The following is a 23,059-nucleotide window of genomic DNA, read 5'->3' on the forward strand; positions in this document are numbered from 1 at the left end:
ATCGAACTCCAAATACCAGGCCCGCGGCCCGAACATCGACCGGCGCACCTACCAAGCCACCATCGCCATCAACATCATCACCAACGGACCTTGACGAACCCGACGCTGGCCTAACTGAACGGCGTTGGGTCTAGAGCAGGAACCCGCTGATCGACCGGCGCAGCCCGGCCGGATCCAAGCCGTGCGCGCGGGCGTGGTCCCTCCAGTCGCCGTAGCGGCGGACCTCGGCCCGGCCCACGCCCAGGTGCAGCGCCCGGTGCGGCAGCCCGTTCAGCGCCTGGCCGACCGGGTGCGCCGAGGTGCCGGCCAGGTACGGCTCGACCACCACGACCTCACCCTCGACGAGCGCCCGCAGCCCGTCGGTGTCCAGCGGCCGGGGCGTGTTCGTGTACGCCACCGTCACGTCCATCCCGAGGGTCGCCTCCAGCACCGGGTCCAGCATCGGCCCGACCGCCACCACCAGCGGCCCACCCCGGCGCAGCACCCGCAGGCCGCCGGCGTCCGGGTAGGCGTGGGCGTTCTCCTGCGTGGAGAGGCGCACGTAGACGCGGTCGTCGTGCCGGGCCGCCGCCCGCAGCAGCGCGGCCACCTCGTCGCGGTGCCCGGGCACGTGCACGGTCCAGCCGTCGAGGGTGTCCAGCAGCGCCACGTCACCCGGTGACTGGTGGGTGTAGCCCTCGGCCGCGGCGTCGTACGAAGCGCCGATGCTGACCAGCACGGCGCCCGTCTCCTGGTGCCCGAGGTCGAGCTTGATCTGCTCGTAGGCCCGGTCGATCAGGAACGGCGCGTACGAGTGCAGGTAGGGCCGCATCCCGGTGAGCGCGAGCCCGCCGCCTACCCCGGCCATCAGCTGCTCCCGGATGCCGACGTTGAAGACCCGGTCCGGGTGCCGGCGCCGCGCCGCGGTGAACGACGCCGCCGAGATGTCCGCGACCACCAGGGCGGTACGCGGGTCCTCGTCCAGGATCGCGGTGGTCGTGTCGATGAACGTCTCCCTCATACCGACGCCACCACCAGGTGCGGCCGGTCGGAGACGACCCGCAGGGCCCGCTCGATCTGGTCGTGATCCCGCCCGTTCACCACGGACACGCTCCAGTTCGGGAACCGGACGGGTATCCCGCCCGGCCACCCGTGGGTCGCGGACCGGTTGTCGATGACGATCGCGGTGATCGGCAGGCGGATCGCGGCCGCGTACGCGATCGCCTCGTGATTCGATCCCTCGTCCAGTTCCGCGTCGCCGAGCAGCACGAACGTCCGGGTGTCGAGGAATCCCTGTGCCCGCAGCCCGAGCGCGGTGCCGACGGCGAGGCCGAGCCCGTGGCCCAGCGAGCCGGTGCCGATCTCGACGCCCGGGATCAGCACCCGGTCCGGGTGGTGGCCGAGCGGGCTGTTCCACCCGCCCATGTCGTCGAGCCACTCCTCGGGGATGAACCCCTTGGCGGCCAGCACCGCGTAGTAGGCGGCCGGCCCGTGCCCCTTGGAGAGCAGGAAGCGGTCCCGGTCCGGCGCGTCGACCGTCTCCGGGGTGATGCGTAACACACGATCGTAGAGAACCCACAGGACGTCCAGCGTGGAGTGCGCGCTGGGCGTGTGTTTGACGTCGGCGGTCACTCGGCTGAGCAGCTTCATGTGCATAGACTGCAACTTGAAGTTCACTTCAACTCAAGGGAGTGGGGATGGAGCACCTCACCATCGGGGAACTCTCCGCCCGCAGCGGTGTGGCGCCCTCCGCGTTGCGCTTCTACGAGCGGGAGGGCCTGATCCACGCCTCCCGCACCAGCGGCAACCAGCGACGGTACGACCGGGCCGAACTGCGCCGGGTCGCCTTCATCAAGATCGCCCAACAGGTCGGGGTCTCGCTCGACGAGATCCGCGAGGCGCTCGCCTCCCTGCCGGAGAACCGCACCCCCACGAAGGCGGACTGGTCCCGGCTCTCGGCCCGCTGGCGTTACCGCCTCCAGGAGCGGATCGGGGTACTCGAGCGCCTCCGTGACCAGCTCAGCGGCTGCATCGGGTGCGGCTGCCTGTCGCTGCAACGCTGCAAGCTGGTCAACCCGAGCGACCGTCTCGCGGTCAGCGGCGCCGGCCCCCAGATGATCCTCAACCCGCCGGCCGAGTGACCGGCCGCTTCAGCCGCGGCTCACGGCCGTCCGGCGGAACACCCCGGGCGGCTGCCGTCGGGCAGGCTCCGCGCCATCGGGCCAGGCTACCCGGCCCGACTGTCACCGGGACGTGACGGGAAGCCGCTTCCCCGAGCGCCTTTGCCAAGGTGCACTTCTCTCGCACGTCACGGGCTGCCTGGACGAGGGTTGCTGGAGGCGTGGCTCGTCATGGTATGGCCGGTGACGGAGCGGAGGGCGTGGGAGTCGAACCCACGATGAGTTCCGGCCGCGGCGGACCGTGGCCGACGGAGAACCGCTGCGTGCTTCGGTGAGCCGTGAGTGGCTGTGCACCCGAACCGCAATCACCCGACGCCGCCGCGGACACCTCAACCCCGCTTAACTCTCGATGAGCCACGACCCACCTGTGGCCGTCGGGACCGGGCGGCTACCTACTTCCGACGACGACCCGGTCGGCGAGAGGACCTCATGACGACACCCGCGAGCGCGGCCCCGCCAAGCCGTCTGGACTCCCTGACCAGTCTTCGGTTCTTCGCTGCCGCAGCAGTCGTAATAGTGCATCTCCAGGCCGCTTTCGACCTGCCGTACATCATCGAGGAGGTGGCGAGCCTTGGATACGTAGGCGTCACCTTCTTCTTCGTCCTGTCCGGTTTCGTCCTCACCTGGACAGCCAAACCCGGTGACGCCGCCCGTCTTTTCTACAGCCGTCGATTCGCCCGGATCTGGCCCGCTCACGTCGCCGTAATCGCACTCGCTGTTCCGGTGATCTATCTAGCTGGAAAAAAGATCGTTTGGGGCGCGCTTCCGTTCGTGTTGACCTTGACGCAATTATGGATTCCCAGCAAAGAATGGCGCAACGCATTTAACCCGCCAGCCTGGTCACTCGCAGCCGAAGTCTTCTTCTATGCGCTGTTCCCATTTCTGATCCGAGTGGCCCGATGGCAACAACAGCGCCTGCGCTGCCTTGCCGTCACCACCGTAGCAATGATGGCGATATCCGCGCTTGCCGTCGTATCTCTGGCCCCCGATGTCGCGTGGGGGTACCTGCTGGTCACGAACCCTCTTTACCGGCTTGGCGAATTCATCCTAGGGATGCTCCTTGCCATAGCAATGCGACGTGGCTGGCGGGCATCATGGCCAACCTGGCTCGCTGCCGCCGGTTGCGTTTTCCCCTACTTGGCGCTACTGATGTTTGCTCCACACGACAGTATGGGAAATGTGCCAAGATTTCTCACGAACTTGGCGCTGCTGCCCTTCTTCCTCGCCATCATCGCAGCAGCGGCAACCGCCGACATCAAGGGCAGAAGAACGCTGCTACGAAAGCGCTCGCTGGTAATTCTGGGGGACCGCTCATTCGCACTGTACCTAATCCACTGGCAGCTGATCCTCGTCCTGGAGGCGGGTGTGGCCGGGCGAACCCTCAACCCCACCGCCAGCCTGGCGCTGGCGATCGGGCTGCTAGCCGCTTCCGTCGGCGCCGCACATCTTCTCTACGTTGCCGTTGAACGCCCAGCCGAACGGCGGCTACGCAGCTTCCTTACCCGTCGCTTGGCCAAGCCTCGATCCATCGATGAAGGTTGGCTCGATAGCCAGGGCGCCGGCAACGTCGTCATGGTGTCCAATTCGAGAAGCCTGGTATAGAAGCGCCCCTACTGGCTGCAACGCCTACGCCACAGCCTGGCGCCGGGCCAGGGAGAAGGCGCTGACCACGTTGCAGCAGCTGAGATTCCGTTGCCGCGGATTTGCCGCGACGGGTGAGATCCAGAGGGATGCAGCGAGACCGAGTGAGACCGGCTGGCGATCTACGATGACCGCCGTTGACCTGTGCTTCTCCAGTTCAACGGCGGTTTTCGCTGTTCATCGATGCGGAGGGCGTGGGATTCGAACCCACGAAGAGTTTCCCCTTACCGGTTTTCAAGACCGGCGCCATCGGCCACTAGGCGAGCCCTCCCGTAGTGCCGCTCCAGTCTGCCACCCGCCTCTGGTTCTTGTCGTACCGGTGGGGCAGAGTCGGCCCCATGCACGCGATCGTGATCGAGGACAAGGGTCTGAGCTGGGCTGAGGTGCCGGATCCGGAGGCCGGCGCGGGGGAGGTCGTCGTCGATGTGACGGCGTCCGCGGTGAACCGGGCCGATGTGCTGCAACGGCAGGGGTTCTATCCGCCGCCACCGGGCGCGCCGGAGTTTCCGGGGCTGGAGTGCTCGGGGGTGATCAGTGCGCTCGGGCCGGGCGTGACCGGGCATCACGTGGGTGAGCGGGTGTGCGCGCTGCTCGCCGGTGGTGGCTACGCCGAGCGGGTGGCCGTCCCGGTGGGGCAGTTGCTGCCGGTCCCGGCCGGGTTGTCGCTGGTCGAGGCGGCGGCGCTGCCCGAGGTGGCCTGCACGGTGTGGTCCAACGTGGTGGATCGGGACAGGCTCCGTCCCGGTGAGACGCTGCTGGTGCACGGTGGCGGCAGCGGGATCGGCACCTTCGCGGTGCAGCTGGGGGTGGCGCTGGGCGCGTCGGTGCTGGTGACGGCCCGGGCGGAGAAGCACGAGCGGCTGCGTGCGCTGGGTGCGGCGCTGACCGTCGACTATCGGAACGACGATTTCGTACGGGCGGTGCTGGATCACACCGGCGGCCGCGGCGCGGACGTGGTGCTGGACATCATCGGCGCGAAGTACCTGGCCCGCAACGTGGAGGTGCTCGCGCCGGAGGGGCGGATCACGGTGATCGGGATGCAGGGCGGCCGGAGTGCCGAGCTCGATCTCGGGCTGTTGATGGCGAAGCGGGGCCGGGTGTCGTCGACGTCGTTGCGGGCCCGTCCGGCGGCGGACAAGGCGCGGATCGTGGCCGGTGTCCGGGACCAGGTGTGGCCGCTGGTCGCCGCCGGGCTGGTGAAGCCGATCATCAACAGCACGTTTCCGCTGGCCGAGGCGGCGCGGGCGCATGAGCTGATGGAGTCCGGCGACCACTTCGGGAAGATTCTGTTGCAACGGTGACCACCCGTACGAGTGACCGATCATGGAGCTGTATGACCGAATAGTCAGGATATGCGGCGAGTCGCCAGCGTGTCGCGGTCCAGCGATCCCAGCATGGACGGACAGCGCGGCCGGTCCCCGGCCGCGCCCGTATCCGAACCACTGGGGGACACGTGACGTACGCACCGCATCGTTCCGCTCCGGCCCGGGATCTGCCGTCGATCGAGGACGACTGGGACGCCGGCCCCCACCGGCGGAGCAGCCGGTCCTGGATCGCCGGCGGCGTCGCCGTCTCGGGCGTGCTGGTCGCCTTCGGGGCGTGGGCGGTGGCCACCAGCCCGGCGGCGACGGTCACCGGCGTCCTCGCGGGCGCACCCCCGACCGCTCAGTTCACCGTCGCCCCCACCGGACTGCGGTGCGGCGTGCCCTCGGTCGGCCCGAGCGGCCTGGAACAGCGGGCCACTGGCCAGTTCTGCCTGCTCGACGTCATCGTGACGAACAACGGCCGGGAACCGGAGCTGTTCGACAGTGGCGCGCAGCGCGTGTACGACGCCAACGGCGAAGCCTACGCCGTCGCGGAACAGGCCGCGGTGTTTCTCAACGATCGCAGTCCGGCCCTGCTCGACCGGATCGGTCCGGGTCAGACCGTGGCCGGCGTCCTGCCGTTCGACGTGCCGGTGGACGCTCGGCTCAGTGCGGCCACCCTCGGCGGCGGAAGGTCCACTCCGGGCGTACGCGTGACACTGCCGGATCCGAGCTGAACACCGCGCCCATCGGTTCGTGATGGAGGATCAATTATGTGAATCACGCCCCGGCGGATTCGATGTTGTGTTGGCATGGTCCACGGAATACGCATGGTTGTCCGGGTTCCCATTGCCCACCTTCGACGGCGGCACAAACGTGACCAGCGGCATCGGCCACGTTCGGATGGGATTCGCGTGAGTGCCCCGGGCCGATTTCGGAGGCAACACTGCACGGTACGTCCACCCGCCGGGTGCTGACCGTCGGCGCGCTCGCGCTGGCCGTCATCGCACCGGCCCTAGACTCCGTCGACCACGGCCCGGAGACGGTCACCGCACCACGCGGCCTGCCGGCCACACCGGAACTCGCGGAGCGCCCGCTGTCCGGCGCGCTCCACACCCGACCGGCCCGCATCGAGCAGTTCGTGGCCGTCGGTCCACGCGAGATCAGGTTGGACGCGGGCGCCGTGCCCGGGCCGGTGCACGCCGGCCTCCTGCACCGCCGGGCGAACGCCGAACGCGCCTCGCGAACGCTTCCGCGGCGGATCGTGGGCCCCGCGCCGGGGATGCGCCGCCCGGCCACCGTGGTCCGGCTGGTGGCCCGCACGGTCGAGCGCCCGGTGGCCCGCCGCACGGTCGAGCGCCCGGTGGCCCGGGAAGCGGGCACCGTCCGGGCCCGGATGCCGCGATCGGTCCCCAAGGTCGTCCGCGGCACCACCGAGCGGCGGCCGCAGACGGCCGGTGAGCGTGGGAGCCTGCGGGCGGTGGTCGCGTACGCCAAGTCCCAGGTCGGCAAGCGCTACGTCCGCGGCGGTGAGGGGCCGGGTGGCTTCGACTGCTCCGGGTTCACCAAGCGCGCGTACGCCCGGGCCGGTTACCGTCTGCCGCACTCGTCCGGCGCCCAGGCGCGCCGTGCCCGGTCCGTCTCCCGCTCGGTGGCCCGCCCCGGCGACCTGGTGGTCGGCCGTGGACACGTGGGCATCTACATGGGCGACGGGATGATGATCGACGCGGGGAACCGCCGTACCGGGGTGGTGTACCGCAAGCTCTACCGGGGGCTCAGTGTCGCGCGGCTGGGCTGACAGGGACGATCCGTGCCCGTACAGCAGTCAGCACCCGCCGGTCTGACGGGTGCCGACTCGCTGTGGCCACCGAATGCCTCACGGCAGCCGATCGCAACCGGGCGCGGGGATCTCGGCCGCACACACCCGGTCGGATGTCTGACAGAAGCATGACCTGCGAGGGCTCAAGGCATGCGCACCACCTGTGCGTTTACCCGTTCGTGTGACGGCGTGCGGTAATGCGGACGAAAGGCGCCCGACACGTCGAACGGTTAGTCTCTGCCCATCGTGGGAAAACCTGATCAGTTACTCACCACGCCGCCGGAGGCCAACCAATGAGTCTTGACGACCGCGCCCTGGCGCCCGACCCGTACGATCTCCTGCCACCGGTCCCGTCCTTCACGGTGACCAGCACGGACATGACGGACGGGCAGCCCCTCGACGAGCTCTACGTGCACACCAGCGTGGGCGGGAAGAACCTGTCGCCCCAGCTGGCCTGGTCCGGTTTCCCGGACGAGACACGTGGCTTCGTGGTCACCTGCTTCGACCCGGACGCGCCGACCGGGAGCGGGTTCTGGCACTGGGTGCTGGTGAACCTGCCGGTCACGGTCACGTCCCTGGACCGCGGTGTCGATCCGCTGCCGGACGGCGCCTTCTGCGTGCGCAACGACTACGGCTCCCGCGACTACGGCGGCTCGGCGCCGCCGCCCGGCGACCGCCCGCACCGGTACGTGTTCGCGGTGCACGCGATCGACGTCGACCGGCTCGAGGTGACGCCGGACGCGTCCCCCGCCTACGTCGGCTTCAACCTGGCCTTCCACACCCTGGCCCGGGCCACGGTCCGCCCCACCTGTCAGGTGCGCGGCTGAGCCACCGTACGGATGAGGCCGCCGGCAGCGCCGGCGGCCTCATCCGTCTGCCCGATCAGTGGGGGACGCGGGCCACGCAGAAGACCGACTGCCCGAACGGCGGGCGGACGATCCGCTCGGCGGCCTTGGTCACCGGCAGCACCAGGCTGTCGTAGATCTTGACCATCGGCCCCTCCTTGGGGGCCAGCTTGAAGATGCTGGTCGCGGTGTAATAGCCGACCAGACCCAGCGCATTCGCGTAGTGGATCTTCTCGATCTCCAGGCCGGCCTCGACGAAGGCGGCGCCCAGCGTCTTCTTGGTGTAGCGGCGGATGTGCCCGGTGGCGATGTCCACCTGGCTCATCGCGAACATGAAGGCCGGCACGATGATGATCACGCGGCCGCCGGGGCGGACCAGTTCCTTCATGCTGCTGAGCGCGCCGACGTGATCCTCGATGTGCTCCAGCACGTTGTACGAGACGGCCGCGCTGTACTCAGCGGCGGCGTCCTGTGCCGGAAGCAGCATCTGCTTCACGTCGATGTTGGGGTACTCCGCCATCCGCTCCTTGAGCAGGACGAGCCGGTCGGGGTCTGCCTCGGTCGCGGTGAACTTCGGCAGGTGTTCCGCCCACTCGATCGCGTAGTCACCGAGGCCGCTGCCGATCTCGATGGGGTTGTCCCCCAGGTACGGGAGCGCGAGTTCGACGAACCACCGGCGGTGGTTCACCGCCATGGCGAGGCCTTCGAGCACTTCGGACTGGATCCGCTGGTCTCCAGTGATGTCTGCCATAGGTGAGGTTCCCTCATCTTGCCGGATCTGAGCTGACAGCGGGACCAGCGAAGTTAACCATCTGAAGCGTCTAACCGAAAGTTGAGTGCTGGTCACCACTGATTTTTTGGCCTGATTGAGACATAGGTGAGCTGGGTACTCGGATGGGTTACCCCCGCCGGAAGTCCACAGGAAGGACACGCGGAAAACACGCGTACATATCGGCTCTATCACGCCTGGGGCGCACACCGCTGCCTTCTTGGAAACCTCGGTTAGGCTCGCCGATGCTATGACGATTACGGGTTTTGACTCGACAGGCCAGTCGACCGCCGAGAACGATCTGTCGCCAGGCCGAGTGGCCGCCGACGACGACCTGGACGCGGAGCTGATAGCCCTCGGTTCAAGTGGCACGGTGGTCACTCGCGCGACCACACCCACCGCCCGGGAAACCGTGGATGAGCAGGTTATACGCCTGCGGTGGCGGCACCTGCTCACGTGGCGTGACGTCGTGGCCGTCGGCACTTTCATCGTCTTCGCGGTCATGCTGACGCTGCCGTTGTGGCTCAATCTTGATCATGAACTGCGTGATGATCCGCAGGATCAAGCTTTCTTCGAGTGGATGCTGGCGCACGGTGCCCGAGTGCTCACGGATGGCGTCTATCCGTTCTTCTCGGACCGCATGAATTACCCCGACGGGGTGAACATGATGGCCAACACCTCGGTGTTGGCCGTTTCGTTGCCACTGACGCCGATCACTCTTCTGTTCGGTCCCCATGTGGCGTTCAACGTATTTCTCACCGGCGCATTGGCATTTACCGGCGCGTCGTGGTATCTCGTGCTCTCCCGCCGGTTCGTCACCTCCCGGCTGGCCGCCTGGGTGGGCGCGCTCTTCTGCACCTTCGCGCCGAGCATGGTGTCGCACGCCGGCGGCCACCCGAACATCGTCTCCCAGTTCCTCGTCCCGCTGATCATCTGGCGGACGCTGGAGCTCCGGGTTCGCGGCCGCGCGCTGCGCAATGGGCTGATCCTGGCCGGCCTGCTGATCTGGCAGGCGTTCATCAACCTCGAGATCCTCTTCATGACCGCGGTCGGCCTCGGCCTGTTCTGCGCGGTCATGGCGGTGGTCCGGCGGCGCGCTCACCGGGGCGAGTTCCTGCCGTTCGTGCGGGCGCTCGGGGTCACCGCGGCGGTCACCCTCGCGGTGCTCGCCTACCCGCTCAGCGTCCAGTTCTTCGGCCCGCAGAGCTACCAGGGCCTGGCCGAGTTCGTCCGGAACTTCGGGGCCGACCTGGCCTCGTTCGCCGCCTACTCCCGGCACTCGATGGCCGGCGAAACGGCCATCGCGTCGCGCCTCACGCAGAACGCGGCGGAGGAGAACGCCTTCTTCGGCTGGGGCCTGATCGTCCTCTTCCTCGGCCTGCTCGTCTGGCTGCGCCGCTCCCGGGCGGTGCTGACCCTCGGCGGGATCGCGATCCTCTTCGGGGCCATGTCGCTCGGCCCGCGCATCGTGCTCAACGGGGTGGACACCGGCATCCCCGGCATCTGGGCGCTGCTGCACCGCATCCCGGTGCTGGACTCCGCGGTGCCGACCCGGTGGGCGATGGCGATCGCGCCGATCGTCGGCATCGTGCTGGCGCTCGGCGTCCAGCGGGCCGCCGACATGATGCGCAGCCAGCCGGCCTCGCGCGGGCCGATCCGGGTCGCGATGATCACCGCGGTGGCGATGGCGCTGGTGCCGCTGATCCCCCGGCCGATGGCCACGGTGCAGATGGATCCGGTGCCCGAGTTCGTCACCACCGGCGCCTGGCGCGACTACGTCGACGATCGGCACACCATGGTCACCCTGCCGCTGCCGGACAGCAGCTACCCGGACCCGCTGCGCTGGACCGCCACCACCGGCCAGGACCTGCGGATCGCCGGGGCGTACGCGCTGCTGCCGAACCAGAACCCGCAGGACCCGAGTGACCGGACCGCGATGTTCTCGCCGCCGTGGCGCCCGACCAGCGGCCTGGTCGCCTCGATCAAACAGGGCAACCCGATCCCGGAGATCACCGACGAGCGGCGCGAGATGACCCTCGCCGACCTCCGCTTCTGGCGGGCCGGCGTGGTGGTGCTGACCCCGCAGAGCCACGACATCGAACTCCTGCGCACCATGTCCGACCTGCTGGGCTTCCGTCCGACGTGGAACGGCGGCGCCTGGGTCTGGGACGTCCGCGAGCTGGTCGACGACCCGGACACCGTCCTCACCGGCGGCGAACCTTTCTGACGCGGGGCCTTGCGTCGATACGATGCCGTTCTATGATCTTGGCACCGTCGAAGGCCCTGGAGGGACCGCGTGCCTCGTCATACCCGGCTGGCCGGATTCGGCCTGGCGTTTCTGACCACCGTCTCGGCCGGTCTGATCGCTACACCCGCGCAGGCGGCCGCCCATGGAACCGTCAAGGTCACGCATGGCTACCGGGTCACCTATCACGCCCGGTGGGGTCAGGAGAACAAGGTTGTCGTGACCGGGTCGGGCGCCACGGTCACGATCGACGACCGGGTGGCGATCACACCGGGAAAGGGCTGTGAACGGGTCGGGGGCGACAAGACCAAGGTCCGCTGCCGAACGTCGTCCGAGGCGCGGGTGTGGATCATGGCCTACGACCGGAACGACTCGGTGGATATCCGGTCCGGGCTGCCGACGAGCATCAACGGCGGCAGCGGCCGGGACACCCTGATCGGGGGACCGCGCCGGGACATCATCAACGGCGACACCGGTGCGGACCGGATCTACGGGAACGGTGGCGACGACAAGCTCGACGGCTACGTGGGTGACGACCGGATCTGGGGCGAGGGCGGTGACGACACGCTAATCGGGGCCCAGGGAGACGACGTGATCTCCGGCGGGGACGGCCGCGACTCCTTCTCCAGCGGGGACGGGAACGACCGGCATTACGGCGGCCCCGGGAACGACAGCTTCTCGGCGGACCTGCCGATGGCGGCCGGAGCGGCTGACAGCGACCGATACTACGGGGGCAGCGGCCGGGACGCGGTCAACTTCGGTGGATACGACCGTCCCGTGACAGCCGACGCCGACGGTGTCGAGGGCGACGACGGTGCGCGCGGTGAGCACGACACGATCGGCGCCGACATCGAGGAGATCTACGGCGGGTACGGCGACGACCGCCTCTACGGCACCGAGCGGTCCGACACTCTCTACGGTGCGGAGGGCGACGACGTCATCGTCGGCAACGGTGGCGCGGACTTCCTGGTCGGCCAGGCCGGACGGGACAGTCTGTACGGCGGTGCTGGAATCGACCATCTCGACGGCTACGAGCACAGGACTGCGGCGGCGGACCGGCTGGACGGCGGCGCGGACGACGACGAGTGCCTCGCTTACGGCAAGGACGTCCGGGTCGCCTGCGAAGGGTGACCACCGATCTGCGCCCGGCGCGGGCGGCAAAGGCCGGTGTCCGACGGTGGCCGCTGTCTTCCCACGGCGGGTGCGCGTAGCCCGTACCGCTAAGGGGTTTTGATGCAGCAGCCCGGGCAGACCTTGGGCTGAGGCAGGGTGAAGGCCAGGCAGCAGGTCTTGCGGCGGACGTCGATCTGGCCGTTCGGGCCGGGCTCGAGATCGATCAGGTCGCGGATGCCGAGCGCGCCGAGCAGCCGGTCGATGGTCGCGGCGGAGGAGCCGGGGACGGCGTCGGCGGAGCGCAGGACGCCGTAGGCGATGCCGGAGGCCAGCGAGCCGAGCAGCGGGCGCCGGCCCAGGCGAACCCGGCCGTGGATGGCGTCGAGCAGCGGTTCCAGATGCTGTTCGAAGAGGGCGTGGCGGAATTCGGCGAGCAGCGCGTCCTCGTCGGCGACGACCTTGACCTGCGGCAGGCCGGAGAGGGCCAGCGGGTCGTGCGGCAGGACCGCGACCGGGATGTCCGGGCGCATGCCGAGCGTGACCAGCGGGCGCGGGTCGTCGAAGTGCATGACCGCGTCGGTGGAGGTGAGCAGCGGCACGCGGCGCGCCGAGGCCCAGCCGAGGACGGCCGGGAGGGCGAGCCAGTAGGTGTAGGCCTTCCAGGCGAGTGCGGCGGCGGCGTGCGCCTGCGCGTTCCAGCGACGGCGGGCCGCGTCGAGCAGGGTGTCCAGGTGTACGTCGGCCAGGCGCGCGGTCGGTGTCCAGCCGGCCAGGTCGCGCACCACCAGGTTGGGCGCCAGGCCGGGGACCTCGGTGCTGGTGCCGAACATGGCGCGCAGCGTCGCGTTGACCGGCGCCAGCAGTGGTGGCCGGAGCTGCCTGAGCTCGAGCGTGGGGCTGGTCATGGGCGGCCGCCGGCCCGCGGCACTCGTCGCTGAGGCACCGCACTCTCCTCGCGGATGATCTTGCAGAAGGGGGGGCGAGCCGGCTCTTGTGGAGCGACGGGGCTCGCGAGAGACCCACGGTACCCGGTTAAGGGTAGCCTAACCACACTGGCCCAGGGATCTTTCGGGCGAATACCCTCAGCCATGATTACTTTACGTAGCGTGGCGGCGTTGCCGGGTTCGTCAAGGTATCTGTCGGCAAATCGCTACTAGCTCCTTGCAGACACGCGGTCCCGGCGACACTGAACGTGCCGTCGCGAAGGGGACATCCGTGATGACCACCTCGCCCATCGAAAGGGCCGCAGACAAGTTCGTCTCAGCCCTTGCGCAGTGGCGGGTCGAGCGCGGGATGACCAAGAAGCAGCTGGCCGCGCGCATGGGCTTCGATCCCTCATACGTCAGCCACGTCGAGGGCCGCCGCCACAAACCCACCGAGGACTTCGCCCGCCGGGCCGAGGCCGTCCTCGGCGCCGGCGGCGTCATCTGGCAGCGTTTCCAGGAGTACGACGAACTGCGCAACGCCCGCAACGCCGGCCTGCACCGCGACCCGCCCGTGCCGGTCCAGTGGCTGCCACCAGGCACCGGGCTGATCGTCGAGCGCGAGATCGCCGACCTGATCTACACCGACGGCGCCTACCGCTGCCGGGTGCGGCGCTCCCTCTACAACGCCGGCGTCGAACCGGTCACCCGGTACCTCGCGAAGATCTCCGTGGACCGCTACCCGCACGACCCGGCCGGCTCCAACCGCCACCACCGGGAGAACCCGCTCACCTTCGACGAGATGGACGTGCGGGCGTTCGCCGGCGAGGGCGAGGCCGCCGAGCCCATGCTGTGGCGGGTCAAGCTGGACCGGGACGCGTCCAAGGAGATCTGGCTCATGTTCGCGAACTCGCGCGGCCAGTTCCCGCTCTATCCCGGCGAACGGACCACCATCGAGTACGCGTACACGGTCGGCGAAGAGAAGTGGGGCCAGTGGTTCCAGCGCGCCGTCCGCCTGCCGACCCGGTCGCTGACCGTCCGGCTGAACTTCCCGGAGAGCTTTGAACCCCAGGTCTGGGGTGTGGAGGCGTCCCTCGCCGCCGAGGTGCCCGTCCGCACCCCGTTGGAACGCCGCACCGAGGGAGGTCGCGCCATTTTCGAGTGGTCAACCGACGCGCCCCTGCTCAACGCCCGGTACCGGCTGGAATGGCGGTTCCGTGGCGCCGACGCCCCGCTCTACGAGGAGACCGGCCCGCCCGAGCCGGCTCTGCCCCGGGCCTCGCACCGGATGCGCGGCATCGGCATCATCCAGCGCGGATCCGACCTGCTCCGGCAGCGGGCCCGCCACTTTCAGCTGCCCCGCGAGGGGGCGGCCGCCCGGACCGCGGTCACCCGGCTGCTGACCTCGCTCGGGCGGCTCGAGGATCTGCACGAGTTCAGCAAGGGCGTGGGTCTCGCCGCGCCCCAGATCGGGGTTCCGGTGGCGGCCGCCGTCGTCCGGCCGCCGGAGCGCGACACCGAACCGGTCGTCCTGCTCAACCCCCGGGTCGTCGGCGAGTCCGGCGAGACCGACGAGCAGTACGAAGGCTGCCTGTCGTTCTTCGACTACCGGGGCCTGGTGCCGCGCCCGCTGCGGATCGACGTGGAGCACGCCCGGTTCGACGGGACCCGGGTGGTCACCACGTTCGAGCGGGCCCTGGCCCGGCTGATCAGCCACGAGATCGACCACCTGGAGGGCCGGCTCTACGTTGACCGGATGAAGGCCGACGCCAAGCTCGTGCCGGTCGCCCAGTACCAGCAGACCGGCCGTCCTTGGGACTACTAGTCGCTAAAACTGTCGTACTTTATCCGGACAGAGGGCACCTGTAGCTCGGCGAGGCGCTTCAAGGTGGCCTTCACCATCCGTCCCGACCCGGAGACGAAGAAGTCGTGCTCCTTCCACGGGCCGTACTTCGCCACCACATCCGAGATGTAGCCCTGCTCGCCGGGGAAGGTCGGGTCGTCGCTGCACGCGGTCACCACCGACAGCCAGGGGTAGCGGGCGGCCAGCCGGTTCAGGTCGGCCAGGTCGTACAGGTCCTCCCGGGTCTGCGCGCCGAAGAAGACGTGCACCCAACGGGTCCGGTTGTACCGGGTGAGCTCCTCGAGCAACGACTTGATCGGGGCGAGCCCGGTGCCGCCGGCCACGAAGACGGCGTCCCGGGTCGACCTGCGGTCCAGCGTCATCGAGCCCATCGGCGCGGCCAACTTCACCATGTCGCCCACCTGCATCCGCCGGACCAGAGCGCTGGACACCCAGCCGGCACCCACCGCGCGGACGTGGAAATCCAGCGTGTTGTCCCGGCGTGGCGCGTTCGCGGGTGAGTAGGTGCGCCACAGCCGCGGCTGGTAGCGCGGGCACTCGAGGCTCAGGTACTGGCCGGCCCGGTACTCCAGTGTCTGCAACGGCAGCACGGTGAACACCGCGATGTCGCGGGACCGGCGCTCGTGCGCCACCACCTCGCCGTACCAGTACGGCGGGTTCGGGTCGGCGTCGGCGCCGGCCAGCATCTTCGAGGCGATCACCGCGTACGCGTCGGCCCAGGCCTGGTCGTACTCGATGCTCCAGTCCTCGCCGGCGAACGCCCGCATCGACTCGATCAGGGCGCCGCCCACCACCTCGTAGTGCTCCGGTTCCACGTGGAACTTGCGGTGGTCCCGGCCCAGCGCCCGCAGGTACTCGTCGAACCGCTCCGGATCCTCCAGCGTCTGCACCGCGGTCACGATCGCCCCGAGCAGACGGGCCCGCTGCACATCCATCTGCACCGGGAACAGATCGCGCAGGTCCGGGTACCTCAGGAAGATGCGCGCGTAGAAATAGCCGGCGACCTTGTCCTGATGTTCCTCGACCAGGCTCCAGCTCTCCTTGAGCAAGCTTGCGAGGTCTCCCATGCCATTCAGGGTGGTCAGCGCAGTCGGGAACACGACGCACGAGAAGTGCGACTCGCCACCCTCCGCGGCGCGTCGCTTGCCGAATTGGGCCAATTTGTGCCTGGCCTAGAGTTGGCGGGTGACCGTGGAAGAACAGCAGCTGACCACCCGTCCGCGCTACGGGACCGAGATCGCCATCGTGTTACTGCTGTCGCTCGGGCAGTCGGCCGTCTACTCCGTGGTGTCACTGACCGCGAAACTCACCGCCGACCGGCCGCTGGCCCAGCAGACCGCCACACTCAACGCCTCGGTGTCGCCACGGCCCTACCTCGACCTGACGTACCAGCTGCTCGGCATCTTCTTCGCGCTGGTCCCGGTCGCCCTGGCGCTGTTCCTGCTCGCCCGCTCCTTCGGCGCGGCGGCCCGAGAACTCGGCATCGACTACCGGCGGCCGGCCTACGACCTCGGCTGGGGCGCCGGACTCGCCGCCGGCATCGGGCTGCCCGGCCTCCTTCTCGTGTACGGGGCCATGCAACTCGGCATCAACGCGCAGATCGTGCCGTCCGGGCTCCAGCCGTACTGGTGGTCGGTGCCCGTACTGGTCCTCGCCGCCGTGCAGAACGCCGTCCTCGAAGAGGTCATCGTCGTCGGCTACCTGATCACCCGGCTCCGGGCGCTCTCCCTGTCACCAGCCTGGATCATCGCCGCGTCCGCCGTACTGCGCGGCTCCTACCACCTCTACCAGGGCTTCGGCGCCTTCCTCGGCAACGCCGTGATGGGCGTGATCTTCGCGCTGTTCTACCTGCGGACGAAACGCGTGATGCCGCTCATCGTGGCGCACGGCCTCCTCGACATCACCGCGTTCGTCGGCTACGAACTGCTGCCCGACTCCTGGCTGTCCTGGCTCGAATACTCCGCATAGAACCGGCGCGCCCGCACCGCCACCATCTCGGTCGTGGCGCGGGCGCCCAGCACCGCGGTGAGCAGGCTCACGCCCGGCAGGCGGACCAGTCTCAGCGCGGCCCAGAGCGCGATCGGGCCCTTCCCCGGGGCCGCCAGCGCCAGCAGATCGTCGGCGCGGCGCGGATCCGCGGGATCCAGGCCGTAGACCGCGGCCAGGTGCAACACCAGCTCCGCGTGCGTGATCACGGTCGTCGAGACAAGAGCGATCGGGGCGTACGGGCCGGCCAGGGCACCCAGGCCGCCCCGAATTCCCGCCGAGCGAGTGAACCGCTGAACGGCCAGGCGGGCGATCGCCTCCGTCGTGGCCGTCGGATAGGACGCGCGCGTCTGCGCTGCCCAGGCCCGGGCTCGGGGCCCGATGTGCTGGACCGCCGTGTGGGCGAGGATCTCCGGGGTGCGGGCCGGGTCGGCCAGCAACTCCTCGGTGAGCGAGCCCAGCCCTTCCACCGTGTCGCCCGTTTCCGTGGCCGGCGCGGCCGCTCCACGGCCAGCCGGATCGGTGCCGGTTTCGGCCGGCCCGCCGCTGGCGGGTTCGCTTGCTCCGCGCAAGGTCGGCGCCGTTTCGGTCTCGGTCGGCTTGGCCGTGTCGCCTTGGGCCGGCGCGGTTTCGGCCGAGGTTGGCTCGGCCGTGTCGCCTTGGGCCGGCAACGTTTCGGCCGGGGTTGGCTTGGCCTCGTCGCCTTGGGCCGGCGCCGTTTCGGTGACGAGCAGCTTGGTCCCCGCCGATGTGGGGACCGCATTCCGCGCCGCGGTGTCCGCCTCTCGAGGCGGCAGGGTGGGCTGCACCGGCCGGGATGCCGGGCGCTTGGCCGGCGTCCGAACGGTCAACTCGACGGGCGGCACCGCCTTGGCCGCGACTCGCTTGGCAGCCGCCTTCTTGACGGCCGTCTTCTTGGCCGGCGCCTTTTTCGCAGGCGCGGCCGCCTCTGCCGAAGGTGCGTTCCTCCCGGCGGGGTTGTTCTCGGGTGGCGGGATCTGCTCGGATGCGTCCTTCGCTACCGGGCTCACCCCTCGTGCCGGGGCTGCCTTCTCCACCTTCTCCGCTCTCGTAGCCGGAGGCGCGGATTCTCCGGTGGGAGCGGCCTTTCGTGGCGGTGCTGCCTTCTTCGCGGGGGTGGCCTTCTTGGCCGGCGCCCGTTTCGCGGGCGTGCGGGCTGCGGCCGGACCCGGTGTCGCAGATTGCGGGGTCTCCGGCGTGGGCTCGGCCGCGGACGATTCGGTGGTGCGCGCCGGCTGAGGAGGAACCGGGCGGGCTCCACCCCCTGAAGAGGGACCTTCGGCACTCGAGCCGGATGGCGGGGGCTGGAAGGTGACCGCCGGCGGCGCACCGCGGCGCGAGGGCGCCCCTTCCGGCTCCTCGCCGGAGGGCTTCTGCTCGGGCGTGCTGAACGGGCTTCGCGGACCCCGAGCCCGCGGAGCCTCCCGGCGCGTGTTCTCCTCCATCGCACGAAGCCTAGCCTCATCCGCGACGTTTCGCCTGTTCGTAGCCGCTCGCGAAGATCCTTGGCGTGCCAGATGGCAACCTCTTTGTGCGGCGCTGAGCGGGTCCGGTATTGTCAAGCCTCGGTGGCCCCCGGGTCACCGGGGAGACTTCGCCTAGTCTGGTCTATGGCGCCGCACTGCTAATGCGGTTGGGGTTTTAAAGCCCCTCCCGGGTTCGAATCCCGGAGTCTCCGCGCAAAAGTCGGTGTTGTAGGCTGACTGAGCACTGAGAGAGCGCCCGTAGCTCAATGGATAGAGCATCTGACTACGGATCAGAAGGTTAGGGGTTCGAGTCCCTTCGGGCGCACAACATCAAGAGGGTCCTGAGCTGCGGAAACGCGGTTCAGGGCCTTCTTTTTGTTTGGCCTATGTGGACGACGTGGGGCACGTGTGGGGCAAGATCATGACCCACGTTTCCGCAGGTCAGCAGCCACTTTCTGGGTGATCGGAGCTCGTTCGACAAATTCCGAACAGCCGATCACCCACCGATCACCAAATCCCGTTAAGTGGGAATTCCAGGCTCGAAAAGCGGGACTATCAGCGGCCGGGCCGCCTGCTTCCACAGCTCACGGACTTGGGCGCTTGCCACAGGGTCAGCCTGAACCATCTGATTCCGGGTCAGAAAGTCGGTCGAGCAAGACAGCTCGACAATGACGGTGCCCTGGAGCGGGATAGGACCGAGTCTCGGGAAGGAGCCCGGTGCTCCCGGGCGGGAACTCACCGGACTCCAAGTTCGTTGTTCAGTCACCAGATGCGTCGTTGTGACGGCTGCTTACTGCTGGATGAAGCGCTACGTCGGGCCGCGCGCGGTCGTGGACGTGGTCGCCTGGGTGTCGTGGCCGTGGAACGGTGCGTTTACGGACGGGGATGCCCGCCGGGTCGGGTCGGCGGCGAGGATGAGACGGACGGTCTCCTCGGCTGCTCGGCGTTGGGTGGCGGGCAGGACGCTGGTGTAGATGTCGGCGGTGAGCGCGATGTTGGAGTGCCCGAGCAGGTCCTGGATTGTCTTGAGGTCGGCACCGGCGGAGTGCGCGAGGCTGGCGGCGCCGTGGCGGAGGTCCTGGAGACGGACCGGTGGTAGGCCGGCGCGGTTGATGAGCAGTTGCAGGCGTTGGGTGAAGTAGCCGGGGTGGAACGGGGCGCCGTCCGGGCGGGTGAACACATATCCGCTCGGGAGGTAAGGCTTGCCGGCGGCATCGCGTCGTTCCTGGTGGCGTCGTTGGCGGCACCGGTGCAGCCGGAGAATCTGCATTGTGTGCTGGTCCAGTGCGACGGTGCGGCGGCTGGCCGCTGACTTCGGCGGTCCTTCATGGATGGTGTAGCCAGCGGTGGTGCGTTGCCGGATAACCGTGAGTTGGGCGTTGTCGAGGTCGACGTCGGTCCATCGCAGGCCGGCGGCCTCGCCACGGCGCAGGCCGCGGAGGGCGAGAAGCCACCACAGCGCGTAGAGGCCGTCGTGGCGCACCGAGTGCAGAAACTCGGCGAGTTGTTCGGGTGTCCAGACCGCAACAACCGGGTGTTCGCCGGTGGCGCGCCAGTCGGCGACGCGGGGCTCGATCCAGACCTCGGCATGGGGCCGTTCGCGGGCAGGCAACTCGACCCGGGTGGCGGGGTTGCTGGTGATGACGTCTTCCCGGAGAGCGGCGTTGAGCGCCGCTCGCAGCGTCGTGTGCACGTGTTGCAGGGTGCAGACGGTATTGGGCAGCCCGTACCGGTTGGTGGCCTTGCCGATCGCGGCGAACGCGGCGGTCAGCTGACGCGAGTTCAACTCGGCGAGGGTCAGGTGGCCGATGGCCGGGATCAGGAACTGGTCGATGTCGTGGGTGTAGTGCGCTCTCGTGGTGGGCCGGATCCGGGTGCGCGTGGTCAGCCAGTACCGCAGCCAGCGGGTGACGGTCCAGTTCTGCCCGGTGCGTTCCCCGCGGGATATGGCGAGCAGGTCGTCACGGGCTTTCCGGGCGGCTTCCTCGGACTGGTAGCCGCCGCGGCGTACGCGTTGCGCGCGGTCGAGCAGGTCCCGGGTTGAGTAGGCGAAGTACCAGCTGCCGTGGCCTGGTTCTGACAGGCGCGGGCAGTGTTCGGCGCAGCGTCGTCCTGTCGTGGTGTCGGTACATCCGCACCGTTTGAAGATTCCGTTGGTCATGTCATCCCCCGTGTTTCGCGTCTCCCTAGGAAGCCGGCGGCAGGGTGTGCCGTGACCGCGAGCTTGCGGCGCTTCCGCGTCTTCGAAGCGGTCGAGCCCGATCCTGCTGACGGCCGAGTTCAGTGGTGTCGCTGGTCCGTGCGGTCGAATCCGTCAGACGTGCGCCACTGGGCGCGGTCGAAAGCGTTGTCCCAAGAGCCGAGGGGCGGGGTGGCCCGCATCCGTATCGCGATCCGTGCCCGCTGATACGCCGCCTGGCCCGATTCGCCTCGGTACTCACGGCATTCTCTCTACTAGCGGCGGCCGAGGAAGTCCTTTGCGATGCACTATTTGCGCGTTATAGCCCGAGCGTACGCCGGTTCCCCATGCTTGTATATGGCCCACCATGGTTCCCCCTCAACGGCCATGGCTCTCTGTTGAGTGCGATGGTCAGGCCGTGATCGACCACGAAGGCCCGACCCCGCTCTACATGCAGGTGGCGGACGCCATCACGGCGAGAATCGACGCGGGTGACCTTCTGCCGAACCGCCCGATCCCCTCGGAGAACCAGATGGTCCAGGAGTACGGCGTAGCCCGGGGTACCGCCCGCAAGGCCATCCAACTGCTCCGTGACCGCGGCCTAGTGATCACTGTCGTCGGCCGCGGCACGTACGTCGCCGCCGCGAACGACGGCCCGACCTCGGCCCGCTAGATCGCATTCGACGTTTCGTCCACCGAAAAGCGGTCGCGAGGGTCCGTCGGTCGCTCCCTAACCTCACCAGGTGCCCGCGCCCGTCTATCGGCGCGGCGAATGCCACGTCGCCGATCCGGTCTGCCGTCGCATCGGTGAGTCCGGGCGCCGCTTGTCGGCGACACGACTCCCGGTACCCCCGACGCGTCGCCGGACGGTTGAACCCGTCAGGCGTACACGGGGTACTCGGAATTGAGATAGTTCGAAGTGTGCGGGTCGCCGGGGACGGGGATGACCGATGTTCGATGATCGTATGGATGCCCTGGTCGGGCTGCGCGACGACGGTGAGGCGCTGCTGCGGCGAGCCCAATCCGCGACCCGGGCGATTGGTGAACCGGGATTGGACTCGACCGGCTCGGTCACGGTGACGCTGGATGAGCACGGCCGTGTCGCGACGATGACCGTAGCCAGCCATTGGCGATCGTGCCTGGCCGATGATCGCCTGGGTGAGGCTGTCGTGGAGGCGGTCCGGGACGCCGCGATGCGACGCCTGACCGCGTGGGGCGAGGCGTACATCGAGCCGGCCGTGCCGGAGGCGGTGCCGCCTGCGGCCGATCTCCAGCAGCGGCTGGACTCCATCACCTCGTCCGCACTTCCCAGCGCAGAACGAGAGATCGCGCTGGTGGCGTTGCTCGAGGTGGTCGAGTCGATCGAGCAGGGCCTCGACGAGGTAACCGGCAGGCTGGACCAGACCTTGAGCGCGACCCAGACCGGGCACAGCCCGCACCGTGAGGTGACCGTGGAGCTGACCGGCGGCGGTGACGTTACGGCGGTGCGTTTCGACCGACGCTGGTTGCGTGACGCCCACGACGCGAACCTTTCCCGGCAGCTCACCACGGCGTTCCGGGCGGCGTACGAACAGGTCGCCGCGAACGGCGTTCGGCGTCTGATCGCCGACAGCCCGCTCGGCCACGCGCAGATGGTGATGCGGGATCCGGCCGGGTTCGCCCGCCGGTTCGGGTTGGCCGGCTGATGACTCTCAAGGCCGCGCTGGACGCGCTGCACCGCGATGCCGCCTCGTGGGAGCAGGTGGCGGCGGTGACCCGGCAGGCCACGTACGAGGCGAGCCTGTTGACCCTGAGCGCGCATGAGCTGTCCTGGGCGTCGTTGCCGAGCGGCCTGCTCGACACCTACGTCGAGTTGCAGCGCAAGGTGGTGACGTTGCTGGAGGAGGCGAGCGGGGTGTACAGCGGTCTGAGCGTGAAGCTCGACAAGGTCGCCTACGAGTACGAGACGAACGACGAACGCGCCGCCAGAGAGCTGGAGGGAGTGTGGGATGTCCGTGAGTAGCACCGAGGCCGTCCTGCTCGAACGCATTCATTCGACCATCGACCGCATCGACGCCAAGACCGTCGAGCTGCAGAACTCGATCAACGACAAGCTGGCGTACGTTCCCCCGCCCGCGCAGGGCAAGATCCGTCAGGGCTGGGACGACTTCTGCGCGTTCATGCGCCGTATCTGGGACAACCTGGCGACGATCCTGTCGAACATGGGCTCGCTGTCGGCGCTGTCGACGACCGCGCAAGCCTGGAGCGACCGGGTCGGTGTGCCGGTCAGCGGGCAGGTCCAGGCCGCCGATGCCGGGCTGCTCACCGTCGACGACAACTGGGCCGGCGACGCCGCCGACGCGTACCGGCAGATGCTGCCGCTGCAGAAGGCCGCGCTGGAGAAGGTCAAGACGGTCCTCACCGACGGCCTGTCCACGGCATTGGAACAGGTTCGCACCGGTGTGTTCCTGTTCTGGACAGGCCTGCTCGGGGCGCTCGCCGCACTGGCGGTCGGCATCATCGGCGCGCTCGCCTCCAGCGCCACGATCTTCGGCCTACCCGCAGCACCGTTCATCGCGGCCGGCGCGGCGGTGACGGCCTCGATAGCGTTGATCGTCGGCTGCGAAACCCTGAAAAGCGCCTGTACCTCCGCCAACAGCCTCCTGCGGCAGAAGTTCGATGACACCGGCTTCTTCCAGGGCCACTGGCCGCCGGCGGGCACGGCATGACCGCGGCGCGGACCGAG

The 23,059-nt window shown here is 68.9% G+C and carries 21 protein-coding genes and 3 tRNA genes; 16 read left to right on the forward strand and 8 right to left on the reverse strand.

Annotated features, from left to right (window positions below; all coding sequences use genetic code 11):
- Positions 1–130 precede the first annotated feature (130 nt).
- Entirely contained in the window at positions 131–1,000 is an 870-nt protein-coding gene (locus KZ829_RS40380; RefSeq protein WP_220149120.1) for a transketolase family protein, read from the reverse strand.
- Positions 997–1,635: a thiamine pyrophosphate-binding protein gene (locus KZ829_RS40385; protein ID WP_220149121.1), complete on the reverse strand. Its 639-nt coding sequence runs from the start codon at positions 1,633–1,635 to the stop codon at positions 997–999. Before KZ829_RS40385 ends, KZ829_RS40380 begins: the two co-directional genes overlap by 4 nt.
- A gap of 41 nt (positions 1,636–1,676) precedes the next feature.
- Here KZ829_RS40385 and soxR point away from each other — a divergent pair, with 41 nt between their 5' ends.
- Entirely contained in the window at positions 1,677–2,120 is a 444-nt protein-coding gene (gene soxR / locus KZ829_RS40390) for a redox-sensitive transcriptional activator SoxR (RefSeq protein WP_220149122.1), read from the forward strand.
- A 468-nt stretch (positions 2,121–2,588) separates the two neighbouring features.
- The gene (locus tag KZ829_RS40395) at positions 2,589–3,761 is read left to right on the forward strand and encodes an acyltransferase family protein (protein ID WP_220149123.1); all 1,173 of its coding nucleotides are present in this window, start codon (positions 2,589–2,591) and stop codon (positions 3,759–3,761) included.
- 225 nt (positions 3,762–3,986) lie between these two features.
- On the opposite strand, the gene KZ829_RS40400 is transcribed toward KZ829_RS40395, so the two are convergent.
- Positions 3,987–4,071 (reverse strand) — tRNA-Ser (locus KZ829_RS40400).
- Positions 4,072–4,138: 67 nt separating this feature from the next.
- Between KZ829_RS40400 and KZ829_RS40405 the strand changes: the two genes are divergently transcribed.
- The 4 genes from KZ829_RS40405 (at position 4,139) to KZ829_RS40420 (ending at position 7,750) form a co-directional block, all read left to right on the forward strand.
- A complete protein-coding gene (locus KZ829_RS40405; RefSeq protein ID WP_220149124.1) occupies positions 4,139–5,101 on the forward strand; it encodes an NAD(P)H-quinone oxidoreductase in 963 nt (320 codons plus the stop codon).
- A gap of 152 nt (positions 5,102–5,253) precedes the next feature.
- Entirely contained in the window at positions 5,254–5,841 is a 588-nt protein-coding gene (locus tag KZ829_RS40410) for a DUF4352 domain-containing protein (protein ID WP_220149125.1), read from the forward strand.
- A gap of 233 nt (positions 5,842–6,074) precedes the next feature.
- A complete protein-coding gene (locus tag KZ829_RS43685) occupies positions 6,075–6,902 on the forward strand; it encodes a C40 family peptidase (protein WP_308285865.1) in 828 nt (275 codons plus the stop codon).
- 314 nt (positions 6,903–7,216) lie between these two features.
- Positions 7,217–7,750 carry a YbhB/YbcL family Raf kinase inhibitor-like protein gene (locus KZ829_RS40420; RefSeq protein ID WP_220149126.1) on the forward strand — a complete coding sequence of 178 codons (534 nt, stop codon included), beginning with the start codon at positions 7,217–7,219 and terminating at the stop codon, positions 7,748–7,750.
- Between the two features lie 55 nt (positions 7,751–7,805).
- Here the strand turns inward: KZ829_RS40420 and KZ829_RS40425 are convergent, their stop codons facing one another.
- On the reverse strand, positions 7,806–8,519 hold the full coding sequence (locus KZ829_RS40425) for a class I SAM-dependent methyltransferase (protein WP_220149127.1): 714 nt from the start codon (positions 8,517–8,519) through the stop codon (positions 7,806–7,808).
- Positions 8,520–8,853: 334 nt separating this feature from the next.
- Here KZ829_RS40425 and KZ829_RS40430 point away from each other — a divergent pair, with 334 nt between their 5' ends.
- Positions 8,854–10,764 (forward strand): DUF6311 domain-containing protein, encoded by a 1,911-nt coding sequence (locus KZ829_RS40430; protein ID WP_308285866.1) that lies wholly within the window; start codon positions 8,854–8,856, stop codon positions 10,762–10,764.
- Between the two features lie 69 nt (positions 10,765–10,833).
- Complete coding sequence (locus tag KZ829_RS40435) at positions 10,834–11,913, forward strand: calcium-binding protein (RefSeq protein ID WP_220149129.1); 1,080 nt, start codon at positions 10,834–10,836, stop codon at positions 11,911–11,913.
- Between the two features lie 89 nt (positions 11,914–12,002).
- On the opposite strand, the gene KZ829_RS40440 is transcribed toward KZ829_RS40435, so the two are convergent.
- Positions 12,003–12,800 (reverse strand): IucA/IucC family C-terminal-domain containing protein, encoded by a 798-nt coding sequence (locus KZ829_RS40440; protein ID WP_220149130.1) that lies wholly within the window; start codon positions 12,798–12,800, stop codon positions 12,003–12,005.
- Between the two features lie 313 nt (positions 12,801–13,113).
- Between KZ829_RS40440 and KZ829_RS40445 the strand changes: the two genes are divergently transcribed.
- Positions 13,114–14,643 carry a peptide deformylase gene (locus KZ829_RS40445; protein ID WP_220149131.1) on the forward strand — a complete coding sequence of 510 codons (1,530 nt, stop codon included), beginning with the start codon at positions 13,114–13,116 and terminating at the stop codon, positions 14,641–14,643.
- On the opposite strand, the gene KZ829_RS40450 is transcribed toward KZ829_RS40445, so the two are convergent.
- Positions 14,640–15,749 (reverse strand): globin domain-containing protein, encoded by a 1,110-nt coding sequence (locus tag KZ829_RS40450; RefSeq protein WP_220149132.1) that lies wholly within the window; start codon positions 15,747–15,749, stop codon positions 14,640–14,642. The genes KZ829_RS40445 and KZ829_RS40450 overlap by 4 nt on opposite strands.
- A 118-nt stretch (positions 15,750–15,867) precedes the next feature.
- Between KZ829_RS40450 and KZ829_RS40455 the strand changes: the two genes are divergently transcribed.
- Positions 15,868–16,650: a CPBP family intramembrane glutamic endopeptidase gene (locus KZ829_RS40455; RefSeq protein ID WP_220149133.1), complete on the forward strand. Its 783-nt coding sequence runs from the start codon at positions 15,868–15,870 to the stop codon at positions 16,648–16,650.
- Here KZ829_RS40455 and KZ829_RS40460 read toward each other — a convergent pair.
- Positions 16,599–17,726 (reverse strand): hypothetical protein, encoded by a 1,128-nt coding sequence (locus KZ829_RS40460; RefSeq protein WP_220149134.1) that lies wholly within the window; start codon positions 17,724–17,726, stop codon positions 16,599–16,601. The two genes, KZ829_RS40455 and KZ829_RS40460, sit on opposite strands and share 52 nt — an antisense overlap.
- Positions 17,727–18,276: 550 nt before the next feature.
- On the opposite strand from KZ829_RS40460, the gene KZ829_RS40465 reads away from it, so the two are divergent.
- Together KZ829_RS40465 and KZ829_RS40470 are read left to right on the forward strand one after the other, a co-directional pair.
- Positions 18,277–18,367, forward strand: a tRNA-Ser gene (locus KZ829_RS40465).
- A gap of 40 nt (positions 18,368–18,407) precedes the next feature.
- Positions 18,408–18,480 (forward strand) — tRNA-Arg (locus tag KZ829_RS40470).
- Positions 18,481–18,963: 483 nt separating this feature from the next.
- On the opposite strand, the gene KZ829_RS40475 is transcribed toward KZ829_RS40470, so the two are convergent.
- A complete protein-coding gene (locus KZ829_RS40475) occupies positions 18,964–20,316 on the reverse strand; it encodes a tyrosine-type recombinase/integrase (protein ID WP_220149135.1) in 1,353 nt (450 codons plus the stop codon).
- 436 nt (positions 20,317–20,752) lie between these two features.
- Here KZ829_RS40475 and KZ829_RS40480 point away from each other — a divergent pair, with 436 nt between their 5' ends.
- The 4 genes from KZ829_RS40480 to KZ829_RS40495 all read left to right on the forward strand — a co-directional run bounded on the left by KZ829_RS40480 (position 20,753) and on the right by KZ829_RS40495 (position 23,042).
- Complete coding sequence (locus KZ829_RS40480) at positions 20,753–21,007, forward strand: GntR family transcriptional regulator (RefSeq protein ID WP_220149136.1); 255 nt, start codon at positions 20,753–20,755, stop codon at positions 21,005–21,007.
- A gap of 277 nt (positions 21,008–21,284) precedes the next feature.
- Complete coding sequence (locus KZ829_RS40485) at positions 21,285–22,019, forward strand: YbaB/EbfC family nucleoid-associated protein (protein ID WP_220149137.1); 735 nt, start codon at positions 21,285–21,287, stop codon at positions 22,017–22,019.
- Positions 22,019–22,336, forward strand: coding sequence for a hypothetical protein (locus tag KZ829_RS40490; protein ID WP_220149138.1), 318 nt, complete (start codon positions 22,019–22,021; stop codon positions 22,334–22,336). Before KZ829_RS40485 ends, KZ829_RS40490 begins: the two co-directional genes overlap by 1 nt.
- Positions 22,323–23,042, forward strand: a complete 720-nt coding sequence (locus KZ829_RS40495; protein WP_220149139.1) for a WXG100 family type VII secretion target — start codon at positions 22,323–22,325, stop codon at positions 23,040–23,042. The genes KZ829_RS40490 and KZ829_RS40495 overlap by 14 nt, the downstream gene beginning before the upstream one ends.
- Positions 23,043–23,059 lie beyond the last annotated feature (17 nt).

This window comes from Actinoplanes hulinensis (genome assembly GCF_019429605.1).
Lineage (GTDB): Bacteria > Actinomycetota > Actinomycetes > Mycobacteriales > Micromonosporaceae > Actinoplanes > Actinoplanes campanulatus.